Source organism: Aeromonas media (assembly GCF_000819985.1).
In the GTDB taxonomy this organism is placed as follows: domain Bacteria; phylum Pseudomonadota; class Gammaproteobacteria; order Enterobacterales; family Aeromonadaceae; genus Aeromonas; species Aeromonas media.
Genome location: NZ_CDBZ01000194.1, coordinates 1 through 22479, shown reverse-complemented (window position 1 = coordinate 22479; position 22479 = coordinate 1). Strand labels below are relative to the sequence as shown.

The 22479-nt window shown below is 63.0% G+C and carries 23 protein-coding genes; 8 read left to right on the top strand and 15 right to left on the bottom strand.

The window, feature by feature from the left end; translation table 11 throughout:
- Positions 1–117: 117 nt before the first annotated feature.
- Positions 118–1269 (bottom strand): murein transglycosylase A, encoded by a 1152-nt coding sequence (gene mltA, locus BN1127_RS16510; protein WP_042650155.1) that lies wholly within the window; start codon positions 1267–1269, stop codon positions 118–120.
- Positions 1270–1419: 150 nt separating this feature from the next.
- Here mltA and BN1127_RS16505 point away from each other — a divergent pair, with 150 nt between their 5' ends.
- Positions 1420–1671, top strand: a complete 252-nt coding sequence (locus BN1127_RS16505; protein WP_005329720.1) for a DUF1289 domain-containing protein — start codon at positions 1420–1422, stop codon at positions 1669–1671.
- A gap of 80 nt (positions 1672–1751) precedes the next feature.
- Here BN1127_RS16505 and fruA read toward each other — a convergent pair whose 3' ends face one another.
- Genes fruA through fruB form a run of 3 tightly spaced genes read right to left on the bottom strand, consistent with a single transcriptional unit; the run spans position 1752 to position 5574 of the window.
- Positions 1752–3488 (bottom strand): PTS fructose transporter subunit IIBC, encoded by a 1737-nt coding sequence (gene fruA / locus BN1127_RS16500; protein WP_042650154.1) that lies wholly within the window; start codon positions 3486–3488, stop codon positions 1752–1754.
- A complete protein-coding gene (gene pfkB / locus BN1127_RS16495; RefSeq protein ID WP_042650153.1) occupies positions 3485–4474 on the bottom strand; it encodes a 1-phosphofructokinase in 990 nt (329 codons plus the stop codon). Before pfkB ends, fruA begins: the two co-directional genes overlap by 4 nt.
- Entirely contained in the window at positions 4474–5574 is a 1101-nt protein-coding gene (gene fruB, locus BN1127_RS16490; protein ID WP_042650152.1) for a fused PTS fructose transporter subunit IIA/HPr protein, read from the bottom strand. The genes pfkB and fruB overlap by 1 nt, the downstream gene beginning before the upstream one ends.
- 306 nt (positions 5575–5880) lie before the next feature.
- Between fruB and cra the strand changes: the two genes are divergently transcribed.
- From cra to BN1127_RS16475, 3 genes are all read left to right on the top strand, one after another.
- Positions 5881–6879, top strand: coding sequence for a catabolite repressor/activator (gene cra, locus BN1127_RS16485; RefSeq protein WP_042650151.1), 999 nt, complete (start codon positions 5881–5883; stop codon positions 6877–6879).
- 303 nt (positions 6880–7182) lie between these two features.
- Positions 7183–8376, top strand: coding sequence for an aromatic amino acid transport family protein (locus BN1127_RS16480; protein WP_042650150.1), 1194 nt, complete (start codon positions 7183–7185; stop codon positions 8374–8376).
- Between the two features lie 182 nt (positions 8377–8558).
- Positions 8559–8945, top strand: a complete 387-nt coding sequence (locus tag BN1127_RS16475; protein ID WP_042650149.1) for an MAPEG family protein — start codon at positions 8559–8561, stop codon at positions 8943–8945.
- A gap of 93 nt (positions 8946–9038) precedes the next feature.
- Here BN1127_RS16475 and BN1127_RS16470 read toward each other — a convergent pair whose 3' ends face one another.
- Entirely contained in the window at positions 9039–10439 is a 1401-nt protein-coding gene (locus BN1127_RS16470) for a DEAD/DEAH box helicase (protein ID WP_005326024.1), read from the bottom strand.
- 313 nt (positions 10440–10752) lie between these two features.
- Here BN1127_RS16470 and BN1127_RS16465 point away from each other — a divergent pair, with 313 nt between their 5' ends.
- A complete protein-coding gene (locus BN1127_RS16465; RefSeq protein ID WP_042650165.1) occupies positions 10753–11565 on the top strand; it encodes a substrate-binding periplasmic protein in 813 nt (270 codons plus the stop codon).
- 88 nt (positions 11566–11653) lie between these two features.
- Here BN1127_RS16465 and aroC read toward each other — a convergent pair whose 3' ends face one another.
- Both aroC and prmB read right to left on the bottom strand, forming a co-directional pair.
- Positions 11654–12742: a chorismate synthase gene (gene aroC / locus BN1127_RS16460; protein WP_042650148.1), complete on the bottom strand. Its 1089-nt coding sequence runs from the start codon at positions 12740–12742 to the stop codon at positions 11654–11656.
- A 16-nt stretch (positions 12743–12758) separates the two neighbouring features.
- Positions 12759–13694, bottom strand: a complete 936-nt coding sequence (prmB, locus tag BN1127_RS16455) for a 50S ribosomal protein L3 N(5)-glutamine methyltransferase (protein WP_042650164.1) — start codon at positions 13692–13694, stop codon at positions 12759–12761.
- Positions 13695–13759: 65 nt separating this feature from the next.
- On the opposite strand from prmB, the gene smrB reads away from it, so the two are divergent.
- Positions 13760–14284: an endonuclease SmrB gene (gene smrB / locus BN1127_RS16450; RefSeq protein ID WP_042650147.1), complete on the top strand. Its 525-nt coding sequence runs from the start codon at positions 13760–13762 to the stop codon at positions 14282–14284.
- Positions 14285–14324: 40 nt separating this feature from the next.
- Here the strand turns inward: smrB and BN1127_RS16445 are convergent, their stop codons facing one another.
- The 7 genes from BN1127_RS16445 to BN1127_RS16415 all read right to left on the bottom strand — a co-directional run bounded on the left by BN1127_RS16445 (position 14325) and on the right by BN1127_RS16415 (position 19657).
- The gene (locus BN1127_RS16445; protein WP_042650146.1) at positions 14325–14735 is read right to left on the bottom strand and encodes an SRPBCC family protein; all 411 of its coding nucleotides are present in this window, start codon (positions 14733–14735) and stop codon (positions 14325–14327) included.
- Between the two features lie 109 nt (positions 14736–14844).
- Positions 14845–15444, bottom strand: a complete 600-nt coding sequence (locus BN1127_RS16440) for a histidine phosphatase family protein (protein WP_042650145.1) — start codon at positions 15442–15444, stop codon at positions 14845–14847.
- A gap of 73 nt (positions 15445–15517) precedes the next feature.
- A complete protein-coding gene (locus BN1127_RS16435; protein WP_042650144.1) occupies positions 15518–15727 on the bottom strand; it encodes a DUF4287 domain-containing protein in 210 nt (69 codons plus the stop codon).
- Between the two features lie 47 nt (positions 15728–15774).
- Positions 15775–16173, bottom strand: a complete 399-nt coding sequence (locus tag BN1127_RS16430; protein ID WP_042650143.1) for a GFA family protein — start codon at positions 16171–16173, stop codon at positions 15775–15777.
- A gap of 157 nt (positions 16174–16330) precedes the next feature.
- Positions 16331–16696, bottom strand: a complete 366-nt coding sequence (locus tag BN1127_RS16425; protein WP_042650142.1) for a VOC family protein — start codon at positions 16694–16696, stop codon at positions 16331–16333.
- A 160-nt stretch (positions 16697–16856) separates the two neighbouring features.
- Entirely contained in the window at positions 16857–18302 is a 1446-nt protein-coding gene (locus tag BN1127_RS16420) for a chitinase (protein ID WP_042650163.1), read from the bottom strand.
- 161 nt (positions 18303–18463) lie between these two features.
- Positions 18464–19657, bottom strand: a complete 1194-nt coding sequence (locus tag BN1127_RS16415) for a methyltransferase (RefSeq protein WP_042650141.1) — start codon at positions 19655–19657, stop codon at positions 18464–18466.
- 190 nt (positions 19658–19847) lie between these two features.
- Between BN1127_RS16415 and BN1127_RS16410 the strand changes: the two genes are divergently transcribed.
- Entirely contained in the window at positions 19848–20426 is a 579-nt protein-coding gene (locus BN1127_RS16410; protein WP_005326054.1) for a PhnA domain-containing protein, read from the top strand.
- Between the two features lie 603 nt (positions 20427–21029).
- The gene (locus tag BN1127_RS16405; protein WP_042650140.1) at positions 21030–21665 is read left to right on the top strand and encodes a LysE family translocator; all 636 of its coding nucleotides are present in this window, start codon (positions 21030–21032) and stop codon (positions 21663–21665) included.
- A gap of 104 nt (positions 21666–21769) precedes the next feature.
- On the opposite strand, the gene BN1127_RS16400 is transcribed toward BN1127_RS16405, so the two are convergent.
- Entirely contained in the window at positions 21770–22459 is a 690-nt protein-coding gene (locus BN1127_RS16400) for a Wadjet anti-phage system protein JetD domain-containing protein (protein WP_231557511.1), read from the bottom strand.
- Positions 22460–22479 lie beyond the last annotated feature (20 nt).

The window sequence follows — 22479 nt, the reverse complement described above, 5'->3', positions numbered from 1 at the left end:
CACTACGGGCTGACAAATCACAGCCAATAAAAAGCCGCCGGAGCAAATCCGGCGGCTTTTTTGCTTCTTGAACTTCTCTTAAGGGCGCCCTGTGCAGGCGCCCGTACCATCAAAGGATCACAGCCAGGGGGCGGCGGTCGGCCCGTGGTGCAGGCCCAGCTTCCAGACCCGGCCAAAGTGCTTGTAGTGACCGGCTGCCACACCGGCCTTCTCCCCCATGCCGTGGTAGAGATCCAGGTGTCCTCTCTTCACCGCGCCGCCCACATCCAATGCGATCAAGAGCCGCAACTGGTGCTTGCCGGTCCAGTTGCCGGCTTTGTCGAGCAGCGGCACCTCCGCCAGGATGGGAGTGCCCATCGGCAGCAATGTCTTGTCGGCCGCCACCGCCGCCAGCGGCAGCAGCGGAATACCGGCGGCGCCGATCACATCATTGGTGGGGCGACGCTCGAAGAAGACATAAGACGGGTTTTGCTCTACCAGCTCCTTGACGCTCTCCTCCGGCTTGCTGTTGGCCCACTCCTTGATGGCCTTCATGGACATCTGCTCCTTGGGCACCTCTCCCCGGTCGATCAGCACCCGGCCGATACTCACGTAGCCGTGGCCGTTCTTGCCGCTGTAACCCAGGTATTGCAGCCGGTCGTCATCCCCGTAGTGCACGAAGCCTGAACCCTGCACGTCCATCAAGAAGTTGTCGATAAGAGACTTGCTGTAACCCAGCTCCAGCCCCCGGTTGGCCAGCGCTCCCTGGTGGATCTCGGCACGGCTCGGGCAACGGCCACCGCACTTGGGCATGGCATAGATGGGGTACTTGTACTTGGCATCCGGGCGGTGGCGCACTTCCAGCACCGGCGAGTAGTAGCCGGTAAAGAGCACGTTGCCCATGCGATCGGCGCCGCCGAGCTGGGCCAGGCTGATACCGTACTGGGTGATGTAGGCAGGATCACCGCCATTGGCCACCCAGCGGGAAAGCTGGTGATAGAGCTCGCCATAGCGGCGGGTCATCTTGCCGGAGCGCTCCAGCACCAGCCGACTCTGGGGGCCGAATTTGCTGTAGTCGGCACGCTGGCGACTGTTGACGCGATCCACCCGCACCAGATCCCCTGGCAGGGCACCATCCAGATACTGCTTGCCCAGATTCTCCGGCACCTCGCAGTTCAGAAAACATCCGGATTCCGCCTTCTTCTGGGGCACCTTGACCGGGTCAGGGTTGCCCGCACAACCGGCCAACCCGACCACGGCGGCGGCCAGCCAGTACGCATGTTTATTCATATGTCCTCATATAACACCGAGCGTCTTGCACGGCGGGGAAGATGCCAAATTTGCAGGGGGAAAGCAAACGCCATCCACCCCCGGACGCCCTATTTCTCCAAAGGGGATCTTCTGGGTTATAACAAGGTGACAAGATGTGAGAGGGTGTGGATGGAACAGCTCGAAATCTTCCCCCTGACGAGCCCCTGCGTCGGGATCTGCGAAGTGAACAACAAGGGCTACTGCAAGGGGTGCCTGCGCAGTCGGGAAGAGCGCTTCAACTGGCTCGCCATGACTCCAACCCAGCAGCAGGAGGTGATGCGCCTGTGCCGCAACCGCAAGGCACGGGTCGAGGCCGCCCGCCGCAAGGCCAGAGAGGGTGAGCCCATCGAACCGCCATCACAACCCGGCTGGGATTTCTGACCCCTTCCCTGCCCTCCTCCACCTCACCAAAACAAAAGGCGGCCCGCAGGCCGCCTTGTCATTCATCGGATGGATGCCAGTCAGGCCGTTGCCAGCTTGGCCTGCTCCTCGCCGCGCTTGAGCATGGCGTAGGAGACGCCGGTCAACAGCGATCCCGCCGCAATCGCCACGATATACATCAGCACGTTGCTGATGGCGTTCGGGATGAAGAGCACGAACAGGCCACCGTGGGGCGCCACCAGTTCGCAGCCGAACAGCATGGAGAGCGCACCGGTCAGGGCACCACCCACCATGCAGGCCGGGATGACCCGCATCGGATCCTTGGCCGCAAACGGGATGGCCCCCTCGGAGATGAAGCACAGACCCAGCACGAAGGAGGCCTTGCCCGCTTCCTGCTCCGCCTTGATGAACTTCTTGCTGGCCAGGAAGGTCGCGATCCCCATCCCCAGGGCCGGCACCATGCCGGCGGCCATCACCGCAGCCATGGGGGCATAGGTCTTGGAGGCGAGCAGGCCGACCCCGAAGGCGTAGGCCGCCTTGTTGACCGGACCCCCCATGTCGAAACACATCATGGCGCCGATGATGACACCCAGCAGCACGGCGTTGGCGGAGCCCATGTTGTTCAGGAACTCGGTCATGGCATTCATGATGCCGGCCACCGGGCCGCCTACCACGTAGATCATGACGAGGCCGGTAAACAGGCTGGCCACCAATGGAATGATGAGGATGGGCTTGAGCGCTTCCAGGGTCACCGGCAGGCGCACCTTGTCACTCAGGTACTTGGCACTGTAACCGGCGAGGAAACCGGCGACTATGCCGCCGAGGAAACCGGCGCCGAGCGAGCTGGCAAGCATACCGCCAATCATGCCGGGGGCGAGACCCGGACGGTCGGCGATGGAGTAGGCGATGTAACCGGCCAGTACCGGGATCATCAGGGCGAAGGCGGAGCCGCCGCCGATCTTCATCAGGGCCGCCGCGAGCGTCCCCTCTTCCTTGAACGCCTCGATACCGAAGATGAAGGAGAGCGCGATGATGAGGCCACCGGCCACCACCATGGGCAGCATGAAGGAGACACCGGTCAGCAGGTGCTTGTAGGGGCTAGCCTTCTCCTCTTTCTTGGCCGCGGCAGCGCCGCTGTGACGATAGGTCTTCGCCTCTGTCCACGCCTTGTCTAGCTCGGCGCGGGTCTTCTTCAGGGCAGCGCCCGTGCTGGTGCGATAGACGGGCTTGCCGTCGAAGCGGGCCATGTCCACCTCAATGTCGGTGGCGAGGAACACCAGATCGGCGGCGGCGATCTCGTCCGCGGTCAGAGCGTTCTGGGCACCGACCGAGCCCTGGGTTTCGACGCGGATCTGATGACCCAGCTGCTTGGCCATGGTCTCCAGCGCTTCCGCCGACATGAAGGTGTGGGCCACCCCGGTCGGACAGGCAGTGACCGCAACGATGCGCTTGGCACCGCTGGCCGCCTTGGCGGCGGCATTGGCAACGGCGGGCGCGGCCTGGTGGCGATAGAGGCTGGCACCGCTCGCGGCGGCCTCCAGCAGGGCGGCAGGATCCTGCAGCGCCAGATCCATGCTGCCCTGATAGAGGCGCTTGCCGTCATAGGCGGCGAGATCTACCGGGGCGCTTGCCACCACCAGCACCATTTCGGCGGCGGCAATCTGCTCTTTCGAGGGAACCTGGCGGGGTTGTACGCTGGAGCCGACGTCGAGAGTGAGCTCCCAGCCCGCCAGTTTGGCCTGCTGTTCTATCCGTTTTGCAGCGAGAAAGCTGGTGGCAATGCCCGCCGGGCAAGCCGTAACCAGAATTGCTTTCATTGGGCATCTCCTGAGTGTGTCATCGAAAGGGGGTTGGATTGAGCCGGTGCCAGGTCATCCAGACGCTGCACGCGCACCTGCTCGAGTAAGGGGGTGAGTACCTTGATATCGTCAAAGCCGACCGCCACCTGGCTCACCGCCAGTGCCGAGACGGCGGTGGCCAGACGCAGGGTCTGCTCCGGCGCCCAGCCGAGGCTCAGGCCATGGGCCAATCCCGCAACCAGGGAGTCGCCGGCACCGACTGTGCTGACCACCTGCATGCGCGGCGGAATGGCCTGCCAGGTGGCATCGGGGCCAAACCAGACCAGGCCGTCAGCGCCATTGGAGATCACCACATGGGGGATCCCTGCGGCCTGCAGGGCACGGGCACACTCGGCCTGCTCGGCGAGGGTCTCGACAGAGCGACCGGCCCACTGGCTGAGCTCCTCCAGATTGGGTTTGACCAGGGTCGGTGCAGCCTTGATCCCTTCGGTGAGGGCCACGCCGCTGCAATCGAAGATCACCTGCTTGCCTTTGGCCTTGAGCAGGCTGATGAGACGGGCGCAGTAGCCAGGCTCGACGCCCTTGGGCAGGCTGCCCGCCAGCACGAACCAGTCGGCGCGCGGCGCCAGCTTCTCTATCTCGGCCTCCAGCGCGGCCACTTCCGCCTGATGCACGGTGAGCCCCGGCAGATTGAGATCCGTGACCCGGCCCGATTGCTCGGAGATCTTCACGTTGATCCGGGTGCTGCCTGCCACGCGCACGAAATGATCGTCCAGGGCCCGCGCTTCAAACAGGGAGACGAAGCTCTGCTGGTTGTCCTCGCCGAGCCAGCCGGTCAGGCCCACGTCACGGCCCAGGTCTTTGAGCACCATGGCGACGTTGATCCCCTTGCCCGCGGCGCGCAAGTTGGCTTCGCTCACCAGGTTCACCTCGCCGAGGCTCATGGCGCCCAGGCGGGCGGTGAGATCCAGCGCCGGATTGAGGGTGATGGTAACGATGTCCATCAGTGCGCCCCCTCGCCCAGACCAGCGGCAATGGCCTCGCCTATCCCCTTGAGGGCCGCCTCGGCATCGGCCCCTTCGGCGCGGAAGGCGAGGCGGTGACCGCACTTGACCCCCAGGCCGATGACCTTCATCAGGCTCTTGGCGGAGACTGCTTCACCGCTGCCATCCAGGTTCGCCACGCGAATGTCGGATGCATACTCCTTGGCCACCTTGACCAGCATGGCGCCCGGACGGGCGTGCAGGCCATGGGGGTTGATGATGGTGAAGGTGTCGGAGAGACCGCTCGCCGGACCTGCCTGCAGCATGGCCAGACCGTCGCTCCCTGCGAGCGTTCCGAGCTGACCGGCGGTGGCAAGCTTGGCCAGGTTCTCCAGTTGGGGCAGATGGCTGCTATCTACGGCACACAGCAGCAGCAGGGCACTGAGCGGCAGTTCACCCGCAGTCAGCGTGCTGCTCGGGGTCGCCAGCACCCAGCCGGTCTGGGCCGCTTGCGCACGGGCCAGCCAGACGCCATCCCCCAGATAGGCGGGCTCGCTTGCCAGCAGAGAGGTCACCATGGCGGCCTCACCCCAACCGGCAGATTTGGCGCGGGCGGCAGCCCCCAGCAGCAGCTGGTCGCGATCGTCGGCCGGGAAGTCCGCCAGGGTCAAGAATTGCACCTCTTTCGCCGCACTTGCACCGGTCAGGATGTTGATAATGGTCTCTTCATCGGTGGCCTCTCTCAATTGCGCGGCAGCCTGCTCGTCACCCAGCACATGGGTGAGCTGGCGCAAGATGCCCAGATGCTCGTCCGACTTGGCGGCGATGCCGATGGCCACATAGGCAATCTGCCCCTCATCCCATTCGATCCCCTGAGGGAACTGGGCCACCATGACACCTGTGCTCTTGACCAGATGGCGGGTGTCCGTGGTGCCGTGGGGAATGGCGATGCCGCTGCCAAGGTAGGTGGCGTGCTGGGCTTCCCGCGCCAGCATGCCGTCCACATAACCGGCCTCCACCAGACCCGCGTCGGTCAGTTTGCCTGCCAGCAGGGCGATGGCGTCCGCCTTGGTCGCCACCGATTGTCCCAGCAGGATTTGCTGTCGCGCCAACTTCAACATAGAGATTCTCCATCAGGTCCGGCTTCGCCTCGCGGCACACCGGCTCAACTCAACTTGGATTTCGGGTAATTTGCCTGCTGACAATAGACGGGAATCTCCCCCCTGGTAGGCCATCTCGGCATTTCCTGGTCGAACATTCATCGCTTACTGACAAGCTGAATCGTTTCACTTACACTAAGACTGAATCGTTTCAGCCAATTGTTCAAGATCCCACGGAGAGTGCTTTTCAATGATATGATCCCGCGCACACTTTTCGGTGCCCCCACCTGAAACCATCGCGGGCCTTGCAACTCAAACAGAGCCAATATGATGAAACTGGATGAAATCGCCGCCCTGGCCGGTGTCTCGCGTACCACCGCCAGCTATGTGATCAACGGCAAGGCGGATCAATATCGCATCAGCCAGGCCACCCGTGACAAGGTGATGGCCGTGGTCCATGCCCACAATTATCAGCCGGACAGCCGCGCCGCCTCCCTGCGCGGCGGCCAGACCAGGACCCTGGGCTTCATCCTGCCGGACCTTGAGAATGCCAGCTATGCCAAGCTCGCCAAGCGCCTCGAGCAGGGCGCGCGAGCTCAGGGCTATCAGCTGCTGATCGTCTGCTCGGAAGACGAGCCGGATACCGAGAAGGAGCTGGCCAGAATGCTGGTCAGCCGCCATGTGGATGCGCTGCTGGTGGCGAGCTGCCTGCCGCCGGCGGACCCTTTCTATCGGGAGCAGCAAGCTCATGGCGTGCAAATCCTGGCCATCGATCGGGCCCTGGCCGCCGACCACTTCATCACTGTGGCGAGTGAAAACCAGAAGGCGAGCTGCGATCTCACCGCCTCCCTGCTCACCGCCACCCTTCGCCATGTGGCCCTGATCACCGCGCTGCCAGGCCTCACGATCAGCCAGGAGCGCCGCGCCGGTTTCGAGCAGGCGCTGAGCAGCCACGCCAGCGCCGCCCTGCTGACACCCCATGTCTGCGAGGGGGCCCACTTCTCCCGCGCCGAGGGCTATCGCCTGATCAAAGAGCTGCACCAGCGCCTCGACCAGTTGCCCGAGGCGCTGGTTGCCACCTCCTACATATTGATGGAGGGGGTGCTCGACTATCTGCTGGAGCAGGAGGCCGACATGAGCCAGATTGCCATGGCCACCTTCGGGGACGATCGGCTGCTGGACTTCCTCCCCTTTGGCATCAACTCCCTGCCCCAGCAGCACGACGCCCTGGCTGCCCAGGCCCTTGCCCTCGCCTTCGAGGCCATCAACGGCCACTACCGCGCTGGCCTGCACTGTGTGAGCCGCACCCTCAAGCGTCGCCGCTGACGCCCCTCACGTGCCGGCGCTCTCCTGCCACGCCGGCGCGCTTTTCCACCAGTCAACACCGTCTGCTGTCATCTTTTATTTCCACCTATTGCCACCTCGCAGTACAAAATCCGCCTTTACAGGCTTGTTTCCACTTTTTTGATCCGTTAACGTGGCAACCATCTTTTACAACCCACGGATTTTTCGTAACGATGCGTCCACTCCGATATTGCTAGCCTCCTGTCCCGCCCCCGGAGGCACCTGGCTGACACCGCCACTGGCACGCTTTTTTTACTACGCAGTTTCTCTATCTGGATGCACACCATGAATACCAAAACCCTGGGTTGTACGCTGCTGATCGCCGGCACCACCATAGGCGCCGGCATGCTGGCCCTGCCACTGGCCTCCTCGTCTCTGGGCGGCCCCGCCACCCTGGCGCTGATGATCGGGCTCTGGGCCCTGATGGCCTTCACCGCCATGCTGCAGGTGGAGGCCAGCCTCAATACCGGCAAGTGGTACCTGCACCAACTGGCAGATCACCTGCTCGGCCCCTGGGGCAAGCGCATCGCCTCCTTCTGCATTTTGATGCTGTTCTACTCCCTGGCCTCCGCCTACATCAGCGGCGGCAGCAGCCTGCTGGCCCAGGCGCTGGCGGATGCGGGCACCACCGTCAGCCAGGAGCAGGCGGCCTGGGCCTTCACCCTGCTGTTCGGCGGCATGGTGTGTGTGGGCACCAAGCAAGTGGATTACCTCAATCGCCTGATGTTCACCGTCAAACTGGTGATCATGGTAGGGGTGCTGGCGCTGCTGCTGCCCCGCGCCGAGGGGCAGCACCTGCTCTCCATGCCGCTCGGCCAGGGCTTGCTGCTGGCGGGGCTGCCGGTCATCTTCACCTCGTTCGGTTTCCACGGCTCCATCCCGAGCGTCATGCTCTACCTCGGCGACTGCCCCAAGCAGTTGCGCCGAGTCTTCGTGTGGGGCTCTGCCCTGCCGCTTATCCTCTACGTGCTGTGGCAGGTGGCGATCCTGGGCCTGCTCGGCCAGCAGAGCCTGATCCAGACCGGCGGGGCGCTCGACAGCCTGCTTGCCAGCGTCGGCAACCTGGTGAACCGGCCCGCCTTCAATCAGGCTATGCATCTCTTTGCTGACTTGGCGCTCGCCACCTCCTTCCTCGGGGTGACGCTGGGGCTGTTTGACTTCATGGCCAAGGTGACCCACCGCAAGGACAACTGGCAGGGCCGCAGCCAGACCGGCATGATCACCTTCGTGCCGCCCCTGCTGTTTGCCCTCTACTTCCCGCAGGGCTTCATCATGGCGCTGGGTTATGCCGCCATCGCCCTGGCGGTGCTGGCGGTGCTGCTGCCGGTGGCTCTGGTATGGCAGAGCCGCAAGCAGGCCGAGGCGCACCATTACCGGGTCCCGGGCGGCGTGGTTGCGCTCGGTCTCGCCGGTGCAATGGGGGTGCTGATCGTCGGCGTCCAGGTGAGCGTCAGCCTCGGCATGTTGCCCGCGCTCTGATCCAATGCCCCACATTGAAAAGCCCCGCCAGCATAAGTTGGCGGGGCTTTTTGTGATCTGGTCCCAGGCGCCCTCAGCAGCTGGTTGTGCCATTCGCCACATCCTGCTGCTACCCTCAGAGGCAAGCCATTGAGGCGCCAAGCAATATCCAGGCAAACACATCCACTCGAGAGCCAGATACCATGACCATAGTGCCCATCTACGCGGCCCTGCTCGCCTTGCTCTTTGTCTTGCTCGGCGAGCGTACCATTCGCACCCGCCACCGTCGGGGAGTGGCGCTGGGGCATGGCGATGATCCCGCCATGCTGCGGGCCATGCGGGTGCACGCCAACTTTGCCGAGTATGTTCCCCTGGCCCTGCTGCTGATCTATTTTGTCGAAACCTCCAGCCAGACACCCTGGCTCATCCATCTGCTGGGGGCCAGCTTGCTGTGTGGTCGCCTCTGTCACGCCTTTGGCATGAGCCGCACACCGGAGAACTTCCGCTACCGGGTGGTGGGGATGGGGTTGACCTTCGGCGTGATCCTGGTGTGCGCGGCTCATATCCTGATCACGGCAATCATTCCCTGACAATTTCACTGCCGGCCAGAAAAACAAAAGCCCCGCCAGAATGGCGGGGCTTTTTTATCAGCGAATAACTGGGGAGCCTGGCTCCCGAGCCGCTTACTGGTTGTGGCTGGCGCGGCGGGGACGACGAGCCTGGGCCGGTTTGGCGGCGCCATCGGCGGGACGTTGACCACCTTGCGGCTTGGGTTTGCCACCGTTACCGGTACGGGCACCACCTGCATTGCCATTGGAGGCAGAACGACCGGCACCCTGACGCTGGCCCTGACCCTGCGGACGCGGCGCACGGCGCTGCTCGCTCGGATCGCGGGGCTCTTTGCGCAGCGGCGCGCCGATACCACGAGCGATGTTGTCGAGGGTCTCGCGGGAGGCTTCAAAACCGGCCACCTGCTCGCAAGGGATGTTCTGCTTGGTCAGACGCTCAATCGCCTTGATGAGCTTGCCTTCATCGGCGGCGACCAGGGAGATGGCGTGACCGGCTGCGCCGGCGCGGCCGGTACGGCCGATGCGGTGCACATAGTCTTCCGCCACGTTCGGCAGCTCGAAGTTGACCACTTGCGGCAACTTGTCGATGTCCAGACCACGGGCGGCGATGTCGGTCGCGACCAGCACCTTGACGCTACCTTCCTTGAAACCGGCCAGGGCGCGGGTACGAGCACCCTGGCTCTTGTTGCCGTGGATGGCGGCGGCGCTGACGCCGTTCTTGTCGAGGGTCTCGGCAACACGGTTGGCCATGTGCTTGGTGCGGGTGAACACCAGTACCTGCTGCCAGTCGTTGCTGGTGACCAGGTGGCTCAAGAGCGCGATCTTGTTGGCCTTGTCGCACGGGTGCACCAGCTGCTCGATACGCTCGGCGGTGCTGTTGCGCGGGGCCACTTCGATCACCGCCGGGTTATCCAGCAGGCCGGTGGCCAACTCGCGAATTTCCTCGGCGAAGGTGGCGGAGAACAGCAGGTTCTGGCGCTTCTTCGGCAACAGGGCCAGAATGCGGCGGATGTCGCGGATGAAGCCCATATCGAGCATGCGGTCCGCTTCATCCAGCACCAGGATCTCGACTTCGTCGAACTTGACGGCGTTCTGGTTGTAGAGATCCATCAGGCGGCCCGGGCAGGCCACCAGCACGTCCAGACCACGGCGGGTTGCCATCATCTGCGGGTTGATGCTGACGCCACCGAAGACCACGTGGCTGCGGATCGGCAGGTGCTTGCCGTAATTGCGCACGCTCTCGCCCACCTGGGCGGCCAGCTCGCGGGTTGGTGTCAGCACCAGGGCGCGAATGCGGTTCGGGGATACTTTGCGCTTGCTCTCGGTGAGGCGCTGCAGCATCGGCAGGGTAAAGCCTGCGGTCTTGCCGGTCCCGGTCTGGGCGGCGGCCATCAGGTCACGGCCAGCCAGGACGGCCGGGATCGCTTGTTGCTGGATGGGAGACGGGGTGTCGTAGCCTTGCTCGGCAACGGCACGCAACAAGGGTTCGGCCAGACCGAGGGAAGTAAAACTCATAGTTACCTGCTAGGGATAGGGGCGCCGGGGATCTGTGGTGGGGCTCCTCTGCTGAGCCGATGCCATCTCACAGGATCTGGGCCTATAGAGAAAACAACGATTTCCCCGGGGAGCAGAGCAAAGGGGAAAGAATAGAGGCGCAGTCTAACGGAGTTGGCGCCGTTACACGAGAAAAATGTGATACGCCTCCCAGCCTGGGTGGAAAAGCCCACTATGGCGGGGCAGAATGGCGATGATGGCGCTCGCCAGGGCCCGTCCCACCTTGGGACACGTACTCAGGGATCCACGACACAGAACAGGGAGGTTCTGCTTGATCAGGAAACATATCCAGACCGCTATTCACTGCGCATTGAGCCTCGGCCTGCTGTTCGCACCGAACCTGCCTCTGGGCGCCAAAGAGACACTGTCGGTGGCCTGGAGCCACTGGCCCCCCTTCAGCCAGATCGAGGCCGATGGCGAACTCGGCGGGCTGGACGTGGCACTGACCCGCCAGATCCTCCGTGGCGCCGATCTTGAGCCCGCGTTTCGCAACCTCCCCTGGGCCCGGGCCCTTCACCTCATGGCACGCCAGCAACTGGATGTCGCCATGGGGGCCCTGAAGACCCCGGAGCGGGCCCGTTTTGCCCGCTTCTCGGCCCCGTACCGGCGCGCCAGCTTCGTGCTGCTCAGCCATAAGCCTGCGCCCGGGAGCACCGATCGCTGGCAGGGAATAACGCACCTTGCGGACCTGTGCCAGCAGACCGGGCTGCGCCTTGGCAAGCTGCGGGGCACCCGTCCCCTGCCCCTGAGCGACGCCTGCCCCTCCCTTCGGCAGGCGAGCGAATACAACTCGGACGACAGGTTGATCGCCCTCCTGCTGGCGCGGCGACTCGATGGGGTCATCATCGAGTGGCAATACGCCCGGCATCGGCTGGCCCAACTAGGAGTAGAGGGGTTCACCTCGTGTCAGGTACTGTTGCACCAGCAGCCGGTCAGCCTGATGTTGGCCAGGGAGACGGTCAGCGAAGAGGAGCTCGCCCGCATCGATGCGGCCATCGCCACCCTCTCCCCTTTGGACACGGCATTTGCCCCGCCGGAGTGCCGTTTCGATGGCAGCCAGCCCCGGGAGGAAAGCACTCAGGACTGATCCTGACGACACCGGACAAACGAGAAAGGCGACCCTGGGGTCGCCTTTTTGCCGAGCATGGTGATCAGCTAACAGCGCTGTTTGCGGATCAGCGCAGCAGCGGGGTCTGGGTATGCACACCCTGGTTCTGGGCACGATGGCGCAGCAGGTGATCCATCAGCACCAGGGCCAGCATGGCCTCGGCGATGGGCACCGCACGGATGCCGACACAAGGATCGTGACGACCCTTGGTGATCATCTCGGTGGCCTCGCCGCTGGTGTTGATGGTCTTGCCCGGCACAGTGATGCTGGAGGTGGGCTTGAGCGCCATGCTCACCACGATATCCTGACCGGACGAGATGCCCCCCAGAATGCCGCCCGCATGGTTGCTGGCAAAGCCGGCCGGGGTCATCTCGTCGCGATGCTCCGAGCCTTTTTGCTCCACCACGGCGAAACCGTCACCTATCTCGACCCCTTTCACCGCATTGATGCCCATCATGGCGTGGGCGATGTCGGCGTCGAGGCGGTCAAACACGGGCTCCCCTAAGCCCACCGGCACGTTGCGCGCAATGACAGCCACCTTGGCGCCTATGCTGTTGCCCTCTTTTTTCAGGGCCCGCATGTACTCATCGAGGGCCTCCAGCTTGCCCGCATCAGGGAAGAAGAAGGGGTTCTGCTCGATCTGGCTCTGGTCAAACGCCTCGGCCTTGATGGGACCGAGCTGGGAGAGAAAACCCACTATCTCGATGCCGTGCATCTGCTTCAAGTACTTCTTGGCGATGGCCCCCGCCGCCACCCGCATGGCGGTCTCGCGGGCCGAGGAGCGGCCGCCGCCGCGGTAGTCACGCTGGCCGTACTTCTGGTGATAGGTGTAATCGGCATGGCCCGGGCGGAACAGGTCCTTGATCTCGGAGTAGTCCTTGGAGCGCTGATCGGTGTTCTCGATGAGCAGTCCGATGGAGGTGCCCGTGGTGCGTCCCTCGAACACCCCGGCCAGGATCCGTACCTCATCCGCCTCGCGGCGCTGGGTAGTGTAACGGGAGGTGCCGGGCTTGCGTCTGTCCAGATCGATTTGCAGATCCGCTTCGCTTATCTCCAGCCCGGGGGGGCAGCCGTCGACCACGGCGCCAAGCGCCAGGCCGTGGCTCTCGCCAAAGGTGGTGACCCGAAAGAGTTGGCCAAAACTGTTCCCTGCCATGGGTGCTCCTTGCTGCTTAGCTCTTGTAAATCGCGAAATGGGCCTGGTACTGCTCGAGCTCTGCCTTGGTCATCACGAAGACGCCGTGACCGCCGTTCTCGAACTCGACCCAGGTGAAGGGCACCTCGGGGAACTGGGCTTCCAGGTGGATCATGCTGTTGCCCACCTCGACCACCAGCACGCCGTCATCCTTGAGGAAGTCCGCGGCATTGGCAAGGATGCGCTTGGTGAGCTTGAGGCCATCGGAGCCCGACGCCAGGGCCAGCTCCGGCTCGTGACGAAACTCCTCCGGCAGATCCGACATGTCCTCGGAGTCCACGTAGGGTGGGTTGGAGACGATGAGATCGTACTTGTCGCCGGCGGGCAAATCGCGCATCAGATCGGAGCGGATCGGGATGACCTGCTGCTCCAGGCCGTGGTCGTTGATGTTGCGCTCGGCCACATTGAGGGCATCGACGCTGATGTCGATGGCATCCACTTCCGCATGGGGGAACTCATGGGCCATGATGATGGCGATGCAACCGGAGCCGGTGCACAAGTCCATGATCCGGGTCGGTTCCTCTTTCAGGAAGGGGGAGAAACGGTTGGCCACCATCTCGGCGATGGGGGAGCGCGGAATGAGCACCCGCTCGTCCACGTAGAACTCCCAACCCGCGTACCAGGCCTTGTTGGTCAGGTAGGCGGCAGGCACCCGCTCCTGCACCCGGCGGATGATGAGCTCGGCGATGCGGTGGCGCTCGCTGGTGGTCAGGCGGGAGTGGCGCATGCCAGGATCAACGTCTGGCGGCAGATGTAACGCGGGCAGCACCAGTTGCACGGCCTCATCCCAGGCGTTGTCGGTACCATGTCCGTAGAAGATCCCGGCGTCATTGAAACGACTCATGGCCCAGCGCAACATGTCCTGGATGGTGTGCATTTCGGCAACCACCTCGTCGATAAATATCTTGTCCAAATCCACCTCCAAGTCGAGTAATATCCGGCCCGAGAATTCTATACAGCGAGCAAGACGAGTACCTGATGAAAAAAACGCCCTCACCCACAGACGAGGAAAGCCTGCTGTTTCGTGATGCTGTCAAAGGTACCCGGAAAATTAAGCAAGATACCATAAGGGCCTCCTCAAGCCCGGTCAAGCAGAAACGCGAACTGCGTGAAAGCCGCGAAAAGCTTGGGGTTGACCACTTTTTCAGCGACGAGTACCAGCCTCATCTGGACGAAGAGGGCCCGACCCGTTTTGTGCGTGAAGACGTGTCAAAATTCGAGCTGAAAAAGCTCAAGCGCGGCCTCTATCCGCCGGAGATTTATCTGGATCTCCATGGCATGAGTCAGCTCCAGGCCAAGCAGGAGCTGGCCGCCCTGCTCACCCTGTGCCAAAAAGAGAACATTCACGTCGCCTCCGTGATGCACGGCATCGGCAAGCATGTGCTCAAGCAGCGCATCCCGAGCTGGCTGGCCCAGCACCCCAATGTGCGCGCCTTCCATCAGGCCCCGCGGGAATGGGGGGGCGAGAGCGCCATCCTGGTGCTGCTGGATATCGAGGAGTAGCCCGGCACCGGGCAGGAAATAGTCGATCGAAACGCACGCCTCAGGGCGCGCTTTCCATATAGCGTTTGAAGTTGTCGAGTATGCTCTGCCAGCCGGCACGCTGCTGCTCGCCGCTGTGTTCGGATTCGGCGTCGAACTCCTCGTGCACCCAGGTGCCTCCCTGTTCCTCCACGAACCTCACCCTGACGGTCCGGCCGTCGTCCATAACGTAACCCAGGGAGGTTGGCGGCACCACCTCGGTGAAGGTGCCCTCGAAATCGAACCCCATGCTGCCATCCCGGGCGGCCATACGGTGGCAGAAACGCCCGCCTATCCGCAGATCCACCCGGCTGCCGGGGCAGTGCCACTCGGGGGAGGCGGCATTCCATGCCATGATGCTGGCGGGGGTGTTCCACCCCTCCCATACCAAAGCGATTGGCCGTTCGACCCGGACACTGACGCTTATCTTCATCTCTCTCCTCCTCTTGAATCGATCCCCGATACCCATGTTAAGCGCGATGGCGTTCGTGGACGGTGGTGCCCGTGGTGGCTTCCCCCGCCTGCGCAGAACAGGGCGCGGGTTAATCCTGCCCAACCGGGCGGTGAAAGCGGATCGGTGACTGAGCCTGGGGAATATTGGCCACCAGTCTGCCGCCGTTATGCAGTTGCCACTCGAAGAAGTCGGCAAAACCTGAGCTCGTGAGGGCTCGGATCACCTTGGCCACCACCCCGTGTGCCACCAGCAATACCCGCTCGTCCCGCGCCTCATCGGCGAGCGTGATCAACCCTGACGACACCCGTGCGATCACGGCATCCAGCGACTCACCATCGGTGGGTGCCTCGTCCCAACGACGGGTGATGTTGCGCGCCCAGAGCTCGGGGTAACGGATCCTCGCCTCTGCCTGCGTCAGTCCCTCGAACACCCCTACGTGCCGCTCACGAAAGGCCGGGATAACCTGAACGGGCAATGCCAGGGCAAGGGAAATCACTTCGGCACTCTGTCTGGCACGCAACAGGGGGGAGCTCAACAGGCGCTGAAACGGCGTCTCCCTGACGAACTCCTGCGCCAACGTGCCGACCTGCTCCCATCCGGTTTCGTTGAGCCCCATATCCAACGCCCCCAGATAGCGCCCCTCGGCATTGGCCCGGGTTTCGTCATGGCGGATCACCACCAGTTCCATCTTTCATCCTTGCTTCATCAGCAGTGGTCGAAAGCCCTGACACACGAAAGCAACCAGGGCCGATACGGGCGGTTCAACCCTGCGCCAGATGGTGGGCCACCAGAGCATTGGCATGGCCGTGTCCCATGCCGTGCTCGGCCTTGAGCCAGGCCACCAGCGCCATGTGTTTGCGCTCCTCCCGTCCCGCCTGCAAGGCCAGCCAGTGGGCAATCGGCTGCCCATAGGTTTTCTCGATGGAGGGAAAATAGGAGGCAGGCCCCCTCACCTTCTGTTGCTCATCCATGCCGATCTCCTTGGGGTTTTGCCGACACTGCCGGCGCAGCGACGGGCTCAGGGCTTGGGGGCGAACTGCTCGAACACCTGCTGCCCGGTCAGGGTCGGGGTGTCATTCTTGAGCGCATAAAAATCAGGCTTCTCATCGATGAAGATCTGCCCGGTGAGCTCGAACCCCTGTTCCTGAAACAGGCCGGCACAGAGGATGTACTCGTCCGTCGGCAACAGATGGTAGAAAAGGTGGGTGCCACAGGTGGGGCAGAAGCCGCGCTCCGCCCATTCCGACGAACGGTAGGCCACAGGGGTGAGCCCCTTGAAACTGACCCCCTTGCCACCATGCACCGCGAACATGGGCCCACCCGACCAACGCCGGCACATGGCGCAATGGCACAGGCTCACCTCGTTCTGATCGCCGCTCGAGACGGTGATACCGCCGCACAGACAGGTTCCTTGCATATCCAGCTCCTCTCTTCAAGGTGCGAGCCAGCAGGATGCCGGCCGCATTTAGCATCATATGAGTAGCCGCTCACCCCGGGTTTCGCCACTGCCGAGGGGGCATCTACCCCCACCTGGCAGGCGAGCCCATCGAGGGATGCCCTCATCGGCATCAGGTTCAGCTCTGCTCCTGCAGGGCGATGCGATTGCCTTCGGGATCCCTGAGCTCGGCCACCCGGATCCGCTCGCTCACCCGGGTAACGGGATAGAGACACGTCCCTCCCGCTGTCAGCGCCCGGGCCATTGCCAGCGCTATGTCCGCGACCTTCAGATAGACCCGGGTGCCGTCCAGGCTAGGCACATTACTCTCTCCCTTTGCCAGGGCGCCGGAACAGCCGGGCGCCTGCTCATCGAGGGGAAACAACGCCATCTCGTTGCCATCTATGTGCGCCCGCTCGAGAGCTATCTCGAAGAGCGCCTCATAGAAGCGGATGGCCCTCTCCAGATCCTGCACCGGGATTTCAAAGTGGATGGCGATATTCATGTGTCACTCCTCTGTGCGGGATAAGCACCCGAACACCCTCGACTTGTTCCATGGGCCTGCGGGCCCGTCATAGGCCCCTTGCGCCGGCCCCCCATGAAAGAGGGGAAGAGAGGCCCATCCCCCCTTCCCCATCATGACCGATGACGCGCCCTCGCCGGGATCAGGTCACCGGCGCCCAGGGGTCTCCCTTGCCCGGCTCGTTGCCCTGGGTCCACCACTTGGCCTGATAGATGACACCCTTGTGGCTCACCTTGTTGCCGGCGGTGTAGACCTTGCTGGCTTCCCAGGCGGGCACATTCCCCACGGGCGGGTCGGTCGGATCGACGGGCGGAGGATCGAGTTTGGCGACCACCCGTACTTTGGGCCAGCTGGCGTGGGAGCCGTAGACGTTGGTCACGCACTTCTCGTAATCCCCCGGCACCAGGGCCGAATAGGCGGTCTGAAATCCCACCAGCTCGCACTCGAACGAGTAGCCACCTGGCCTGCCGGCATAATATTTCCAGTTGCCGTCCCAGTTGGTGTAGAGCACGTCGGTGGCGCCGTTCAGGTTGAGGCTGCCATAGGGCGTCTGCTGCCAGCAGGTGTTCTTCTCGTCCGGGAGCAGCGGGATCCCGTAATGGGCGGCCAACCCTTCCCAGTAACGGATGCGGTTGACCGGCTGCCCCTTGTTCTTATTCTGCTCGCCACACTCTATGCCACCGTTGATGACGTTGATGGTGGTACCAAAGCCATAACCGATGCCGGCCGCAATCTCGCGCTGGGAGGGCACCCAGGTTCTGTCGATGACGTGCAACATGGCGGGTTTGGGGGCTTGCGGCGTCAGGAAGAACCAGATGGCGGAGGCGAGGTTGAGCCAGGAGTCGGCCACCAGGCCGGGGTTGTTCAGCAGCACGGTGGCGTTGCTGTCAAACATCGCCTCGGAGAAGGCGCCGTAGTTGAAGTGATAGGAGAGCTGTTTCGCACCACGGCCAAAGTAGCCCTGCCCCGTGCTACAGGGCCATTTCCTGTTCTGCCAGTCATTCTGGCCACAGCCGGTGGTATAGCCGAGTTGCCCCTCGGCCCAGCCCATTTCGCGCACATGCACCAGCGCCTGCTGCCACTCCTCGAGCCCCAGCGGGTTGTCGGAGACATTCTCCCTGGCGATGTGGCCGCCCGTCTCCTGGGCAAAGTGGGCGAAGGCGGTGACGATGGATTTTTTGCAGATGGCGTCCGCATTGCGCCCGTCTGTGTAGTCGCCGCAGAAGGCGGAGAACTTGCCGACCGCCCGCAAGAAGCGCTCATAGGTATATTCAGGGGCCGCCATCTGGGTCAGAAAGTCCCAGTCCGATTCGGTAAATACCCGCTCGACCCGTTTGACGTTGTCCGGGTTGTCGGCTCGTCTCGGCACAATCGCCTCCACCAGGATGTTGGGGCGGGTGGCCAATGCCTTTGACCAGATGCCATACATGGGGTTGGCCGTCTTGGCCTTTTCAACGGCCGCTACATCGGAGGCGGCAATCACATAGCCACCGCTATTTTGTGGGTCGGACTGAATAGTCATGGCCGCATAAGCTGGCGAGGCGCAGAGCCCCGCAACCAGCCAGGCGGTGCGCTTGAGCATGAACATGGGTAACCATCCTTGTCTTGAAAATGTCAGGGCGAGCATAGGCATCCTGACAACTAAATTCACGACAAGAATTAAGAGTTTGGCGATTTTGTGAGCCATTTCACTCTGAGCTCATATGAAGCTGTATTACAACCTCATTTTGACCCCATTACGCTCGCTCTTCATGCAGTCTGAACGCGCACCGCCCGGATCAGCAGATTGCGAGGTGTCATGGGTTTGTCGCAAAACGTCCCCAGCTCGACCTGGTAGCCCTGCTCCTCGAGGAAGAGGGCGCGATCCAGGGCGAGCCAGATCTCCAGCGGACGGCGAAACAGATGGCGCACCAGCTCCATGCGGGCGACGTCCCCAAAGCGCCGCTCCCCTCTGGCGAGAAAATCGCCATGGTCTATCCCCCCAGGCAGCACCATCCCCTTGCGCTCGGCGGCCCAGTCACAGAAGGCCTCGAAACTGCCCGCCAGCAGGCTCTTTTGCAGGTTGGGCACCGGCAGGTACTCATCCACCCCGCGCACCTCACGCTGCAGGCAATCGAAGGCGAGACGCCAGATCACCTCCTGCTCGCGCAGGCGGAAGATGCGGGCGCCGCCGGTCACCGTCTCCTGCAGCGGCAGCTTCAGGTCGCTCTTGCCAAGGTGCAGGGTGCTGGCCTTGGCGGCCTGCGACAGGGGACGGTAATGAGAGGTGCGGATCAGGTGATAGCAACAGGGGGAGAGGGTCACGCCCCGGGCACCGCGCTCGGCCACCTGCTCCAGCAGATGGGTATGCAGCTCACCACAGGCATGGAGCGCCATGGCGTGATGGTGCGGGGCGATGAGCGCCCCCGACTCGGCGGCGAAGGCGTCGGCCTCCACAAACTGCATGCGGGCACCATCGCGCGCCGCGAGCTGTCGCCCCTCCTCGCAGAGCGTGCGCTGCAATTCGAGGCTCAGGATCTCGGCCCCCCGGTGCAGAGAGACCAGGCGCCCCAGGTGGCCCTTGCCGGCACACCACTCCAGATAGGGGCCCTGATGGGTGGGCAGGCAGCCGGTGAAGGCTTCTATCTGCGCCTGTTTGCGCCCCGGCATGTACATCGCCATGGTCCTGGCGCAGTGAATGGGTTCGGGGACAAAGGTGTCTAGCTCGCTCAGGGCATGGAGCTCGGCCCCTGCCGGGATCCAGGGGGCAAGCAGGGTGCAAAGTGCGCCCATGTCGGCGTCGAGCCGCGCTATCTCGTCAAGGTCGAGGCCATTGAGGCAGGCGGCAAGCTCGGGGGCCTCATCGGCGAAGGCCAGGCTCAGATGATGATAGGGCTGATATTGCCACCAGCGTCTCTCGTCGGTCAGCAAGCAGTCCAGTTGTCGAAAACGGTGAGCCAGCACGGTGAGCTTGTCCTGCTATCCAAAAGGGAGGCTCATTCTAGCGATCTGCCATCAAAAAGCACTCGCCAGCGTATCCGCCCACCCCTTGCTGGTAGCCTGACAAAAAGCAGGGACTTGTGCTATATTCCGCCCCCTCATTAGCGCGACTCGCCCACGCGGGTCGTTTTACCCATATGAACGGAACCAAAACATGACCATCAATGCCATCCTGCAAGCGCGTGCGGACGCCAAGTGTGAGCTGTGTGGCGCAGAACATGCGCTGACTGCCTTCCCGGTGCCACACTCCCCCGCCAGTGACGATGACCACAGCGTGGTGCTGTGTTCCACCTGCCGTGGCCAACTAGAGCAGCCGGACACCACCGAGGTCAACCACTGGCGCTGCCTGGGTGACAGCATGTGGAGCCAGGTGCCGGCGGTGCAAGTGATGGCATGGCGCCAGCTTAAAGCCCTGTCCGCCCGGGGCGAGATCTGGGCCCAGGACATGCTGGATATGATGTACATGGAAGAAGAGACCAAGGCCTGGGCCGAGGCGGGCAGCGCAAGTGACGATGACGACAGCGTGCCCACCGTCGACTCCAACGGCGCCGTGCTGCAGGAGGGGGATTCCGTCACCCTGATCAAGGATCTGGAGGTCAAGGGCGGCGGCTTCACCGCCAAGCGCGGCACTCTGGTCAAGGGCATTCGCCTCACCAACAACCCGCTGCACATCGAAGGCAAGGTCAACGGCGTGCAGATAGTGCTGGTCGCGGCCTACCTGAAGAAGGCCTGATCCCCTCGGCCTGTGGTTTGAATGATGCAAGAAGCGCCCCCCGGGGGCGCTTTTTTGTTGCCGGGCCAAAGCCTAAGTCGGCGCGGCCACAGTGGAGCAGCGGGGAAACTGGGCTATCCTGCAAACCAGTCCCGATGAGCGAGCCACCCCTTTGCCGTATTTTCCGTCAGAGGATGATCCACTCCCGGCACCCTGAAGCACTGGCCCGGATGGAATTCATGTGGCACTCTGGGCTCTTCACATGGACAGATCCTGAACATCATGACCCCATGATGTCCGCTTGAAACAAGGAGCACGACCTATGGCCAAAGCCAGCAAGAAAGATATCAAGAAGAAAATCGCCGCCCGCCAGGAGAAGATTGCCAAGCACGAAGGCAAGATCAAGAAACTGAAGAAAGCCCTGAAATAAGGGTCGGCAGCATAAATCAACCGCCCGAGGGCGGTTTTTTATTGCGCCAGTCAGGCAACGTCTCCAGACGTCCCTTTCCCTCAGTGGACTGGCGCTTGGCTAAGCACCTGAAAAACAGCCACATCCTGGCGGCAGCAGCCACTGGACGCGGCCCCTGGGGCGGAGCATGATGTGCTCTTTACGAAGGAGATATCATGAGTCTGGATACATGGATGTTGTTTCTGCTGGCCTATCTGCTGGCAACCCTGACCCCGGGGCCCAATGTGCTGCTGGTGGTAAAGAACGGCCTGCAGCTCGGCTGGCGTCCGGCCCTGCTCACCATAGGCGCGAATCTGTTCTGTCAGGGCATTCTCATCTTTCTGGTTGCCATGGGTGTAGGGGCCCTGCTGCAGACCTTGCCGCCCCTGTTCCTCGCCCTCAAGCTGGCGGGCGGTGGCTACTTGATCTATCTCGGCTACAAGTCGCTGCGGGCGACCGGCTCGGGGAGTCAGGAGGCGCAACGGGTTGGCGTCAGTCCTCCATCACGGAGCAACGGCTCCCTGCTGCGGGAAGCCTTTCTGGTGTCGGCCAGCAATCCCAAGACCATCATCTTCCTGTGCGCGCTGCTGCCCCAGTTTCTCGATCACCAAAGCTCGCTGCCCATCCAGTTCTTCATCATGTACCTGACCATCTGTGCCATCGTCAGCCTGGTGCACCTCTGCTATGTAGCCCTGGCCAGACGCGCCGGCAACTATTTAAAGCCGGGGAGCGGCCAGCGTCTGTTCGGCCGCATCACAGGCACGCTCTTCATCACCCTCGGCGGCGCCATCTTGCTCAGCGGTCGACCCTGAGCCGATACGGGTGCCTGTCTGGATACCATCGGTCGGGAAGTTAACGCAGCACCATGAAAAGAACCGCCTGACGGCGGTTCTTTGTTTCTCGATGACGCCAATATTCACTCCAATGGCCATGACTGCCAGTGCCTGGCGGTCACCAGCACTTCTTGTTCCAGCCAACACTTGTTCAGGGCTAAATAGTTGAGCGCCTCTGTCAATGCGGAGCCGGATACCCTCTCCCAGGCATTGCTCTGCCAGGGGATCTTGCTCTGCGATCCTGCCGACGGGAGGCTTAGGGGGCGGGCATAGTGAGGGAGATAATCGGCCAGATTGCCGGGTAACCAGAGCGCCAGGGGCCGGCCGGTGGCCTGGGCCAGTTCGGCGGCGATCTCCAGCCCCCGCTGATCCAGATCGCCAAAGTGGGCCCAGGGGAGGCGCTCTGGCAACAGGGGAAGCAGTTTCTTGGCCAGGGCGGTGTTGCGGCCCGGCACATAGAGCAACAACTCCCCTGGCTGCAGCGGATAGTCCACGAAAGCCCCCTTGTTCTCCACCGTCACCAGCTGCCGCCCCGGCCACTCGACGCCTGCCAACCCGGCCAGGGCTCGCTCTGGCAAGGCGAGCTCCCCGAGCAGGTTGATGACGGGCGCCATGTCGTGGAGTCGTCCCTCTTTATCGATCAGGCTCAGCGAGGTCAGGGTACGCAGCCGGATCGCCTCGTCAGTCAGCACCTGGCTGCCCAGTTCGGCGACTCGCGCCAACTGCGGTGGCGATAGCACGGCCTTGCAGTCACGCAGCCAGAGGCCGCTCAAGGCAGGGCTGACGCATCAGT

Excerpts from the sequence above, each read along its gene's own strand:
- mltA (WP_042650155.1), bottom strand. The coding sequence starts at position 1,269 with ATGAATAAACATGCGTACTGGCTGGCCGCCGCCGTGGTCGGGTTGGCC.
- BN1127_RS16445 (WP_042650146.1), bottom strand. The coding sequence starts at position 14,735 with ATGAAGATAAGCGTCAGTGTCCGGGTCGAACGGCCAATCGCTTTGGTA.
- BN1127_RS16405 (WP_042650140.1), top strand. The coding sequence starts at position 21,030 with ATGAGTCTGGATACATGGATGTTGTTTCTGCTGGCCTATCTGCTGGCA.
- cra (WP_042650151.1), top strand. The coding sequence starts at position 5,881 with ATGATGAAACTGGATGAAATCGCCGCCCTGGCCGGTGTCTCGCGTACC.
- BN1127_RS16410 (WP_005326054.1), top strand. The coding sequence starts at position 19,848 with ATGACCATCAATGCCATCCTGCAAGCGCGTGCGGACGCCAAGTGTGAG.
- smrB (WP_042650147.1), top strand. The coding sequence starts at position 13,760 with ATGAAAAAAACGCCCTCACCCACAGACGAGGAAAGCCTGCTGTTTCGT.
- aroC (WP_042650148.1), bottom strand. The coding sequence starts at position 12,742 with ATGGCAGGGAACAGTTTTGGCCAACTCTTTCGGGTCACCACCTTTGGC.
- fruA (WP_042650154.1), bottom strand. The coding sequence starts at position 3,488 with ATGAAAGCAATTCTGGTTACGGCTTGCCCGGCGGGCATTGCCACCAGC.
- BN1127_RS16505 (WP_005329720.1), top strand. The coding sequence starts at position 1,420 with ATGGAACAGCTCGAAATCTTCCCCCTGACGAGCCCCTGCGTCGGGATC.
- fruB (WP_042650152.1), bottom strand. The coding sequence starts at position 5,574 with ATGTTGAAGTTGGCGCGACAGCAAATCCTGCTGGGACAATCGGTGGCG.
- BN1127_RS16435 (WP_042650144.1), bottom strand. The coding sequence starts at position 15,727 with ATGGATGAGCAACAGAAGGTGAGGGGGCCTGCCTCCTATTTTCCCTCC.
- pfkB (WP_042650153.1), bottom strand. The coding sequence starts at position 4,474 with ATGGACATCGTTACCATCACCCTCAATCCGGCGCTGGATCTCACCGCC.
- BN1127_RS16470 (WP_005326024.1), bottom strand. The coding sequence starts at position 10,439 with ATGAGTTTTACTTCCCTCGGTCTGGCCGAACCCTTGTTGCGTGCCGTT.
- BN1127_RS16480 (WP_042650150.1), top strand. The coding sequence starts at position 7,183 with ATGAATACCAAAACCCTGGGTTGTACGCTGCTGATCGCCGGCACCACC.
- BN1127_RS16420 (WP_042650163.1), bottom strand. The coding sequence starts at position 18,302 with ATGTTCATGCTCAAGCGCACCGCCTGGCTGGTTGCGGGGCTCTGCGCC.
- BN1127_RS16475 (WP_042650149.1), top strand. The coding sequence starts at position 8,559 with ATGACCATAGTGCCCATCTACGCGGCCCTGCTCGCCTTGCTCTTTGTC.
- BN1127_RS16425 (WP_042650142.1), bottom strand. The coding sequence starts at position 16,696 with ATGAATATCGCCATCCACTTTGAAATCCCGGTGCAGGATCTGGAGAGG.
- BN1127_RS16440 (WP_042650145.1), bottom strand. The coding sequence starts at position 15,444 with ATGGAACTGGTGGTGATCCGCCATGACGAAACCCGGGCCAATGCCGAG.
- BN1127_RS16430 (WP_042650143.1), bottom strand. The coding sequence starts at position 16,173 with ATGCAAGGAACCTGTCTGTGCGGCGGTATCACCGTCTCGAGCGGCGAT.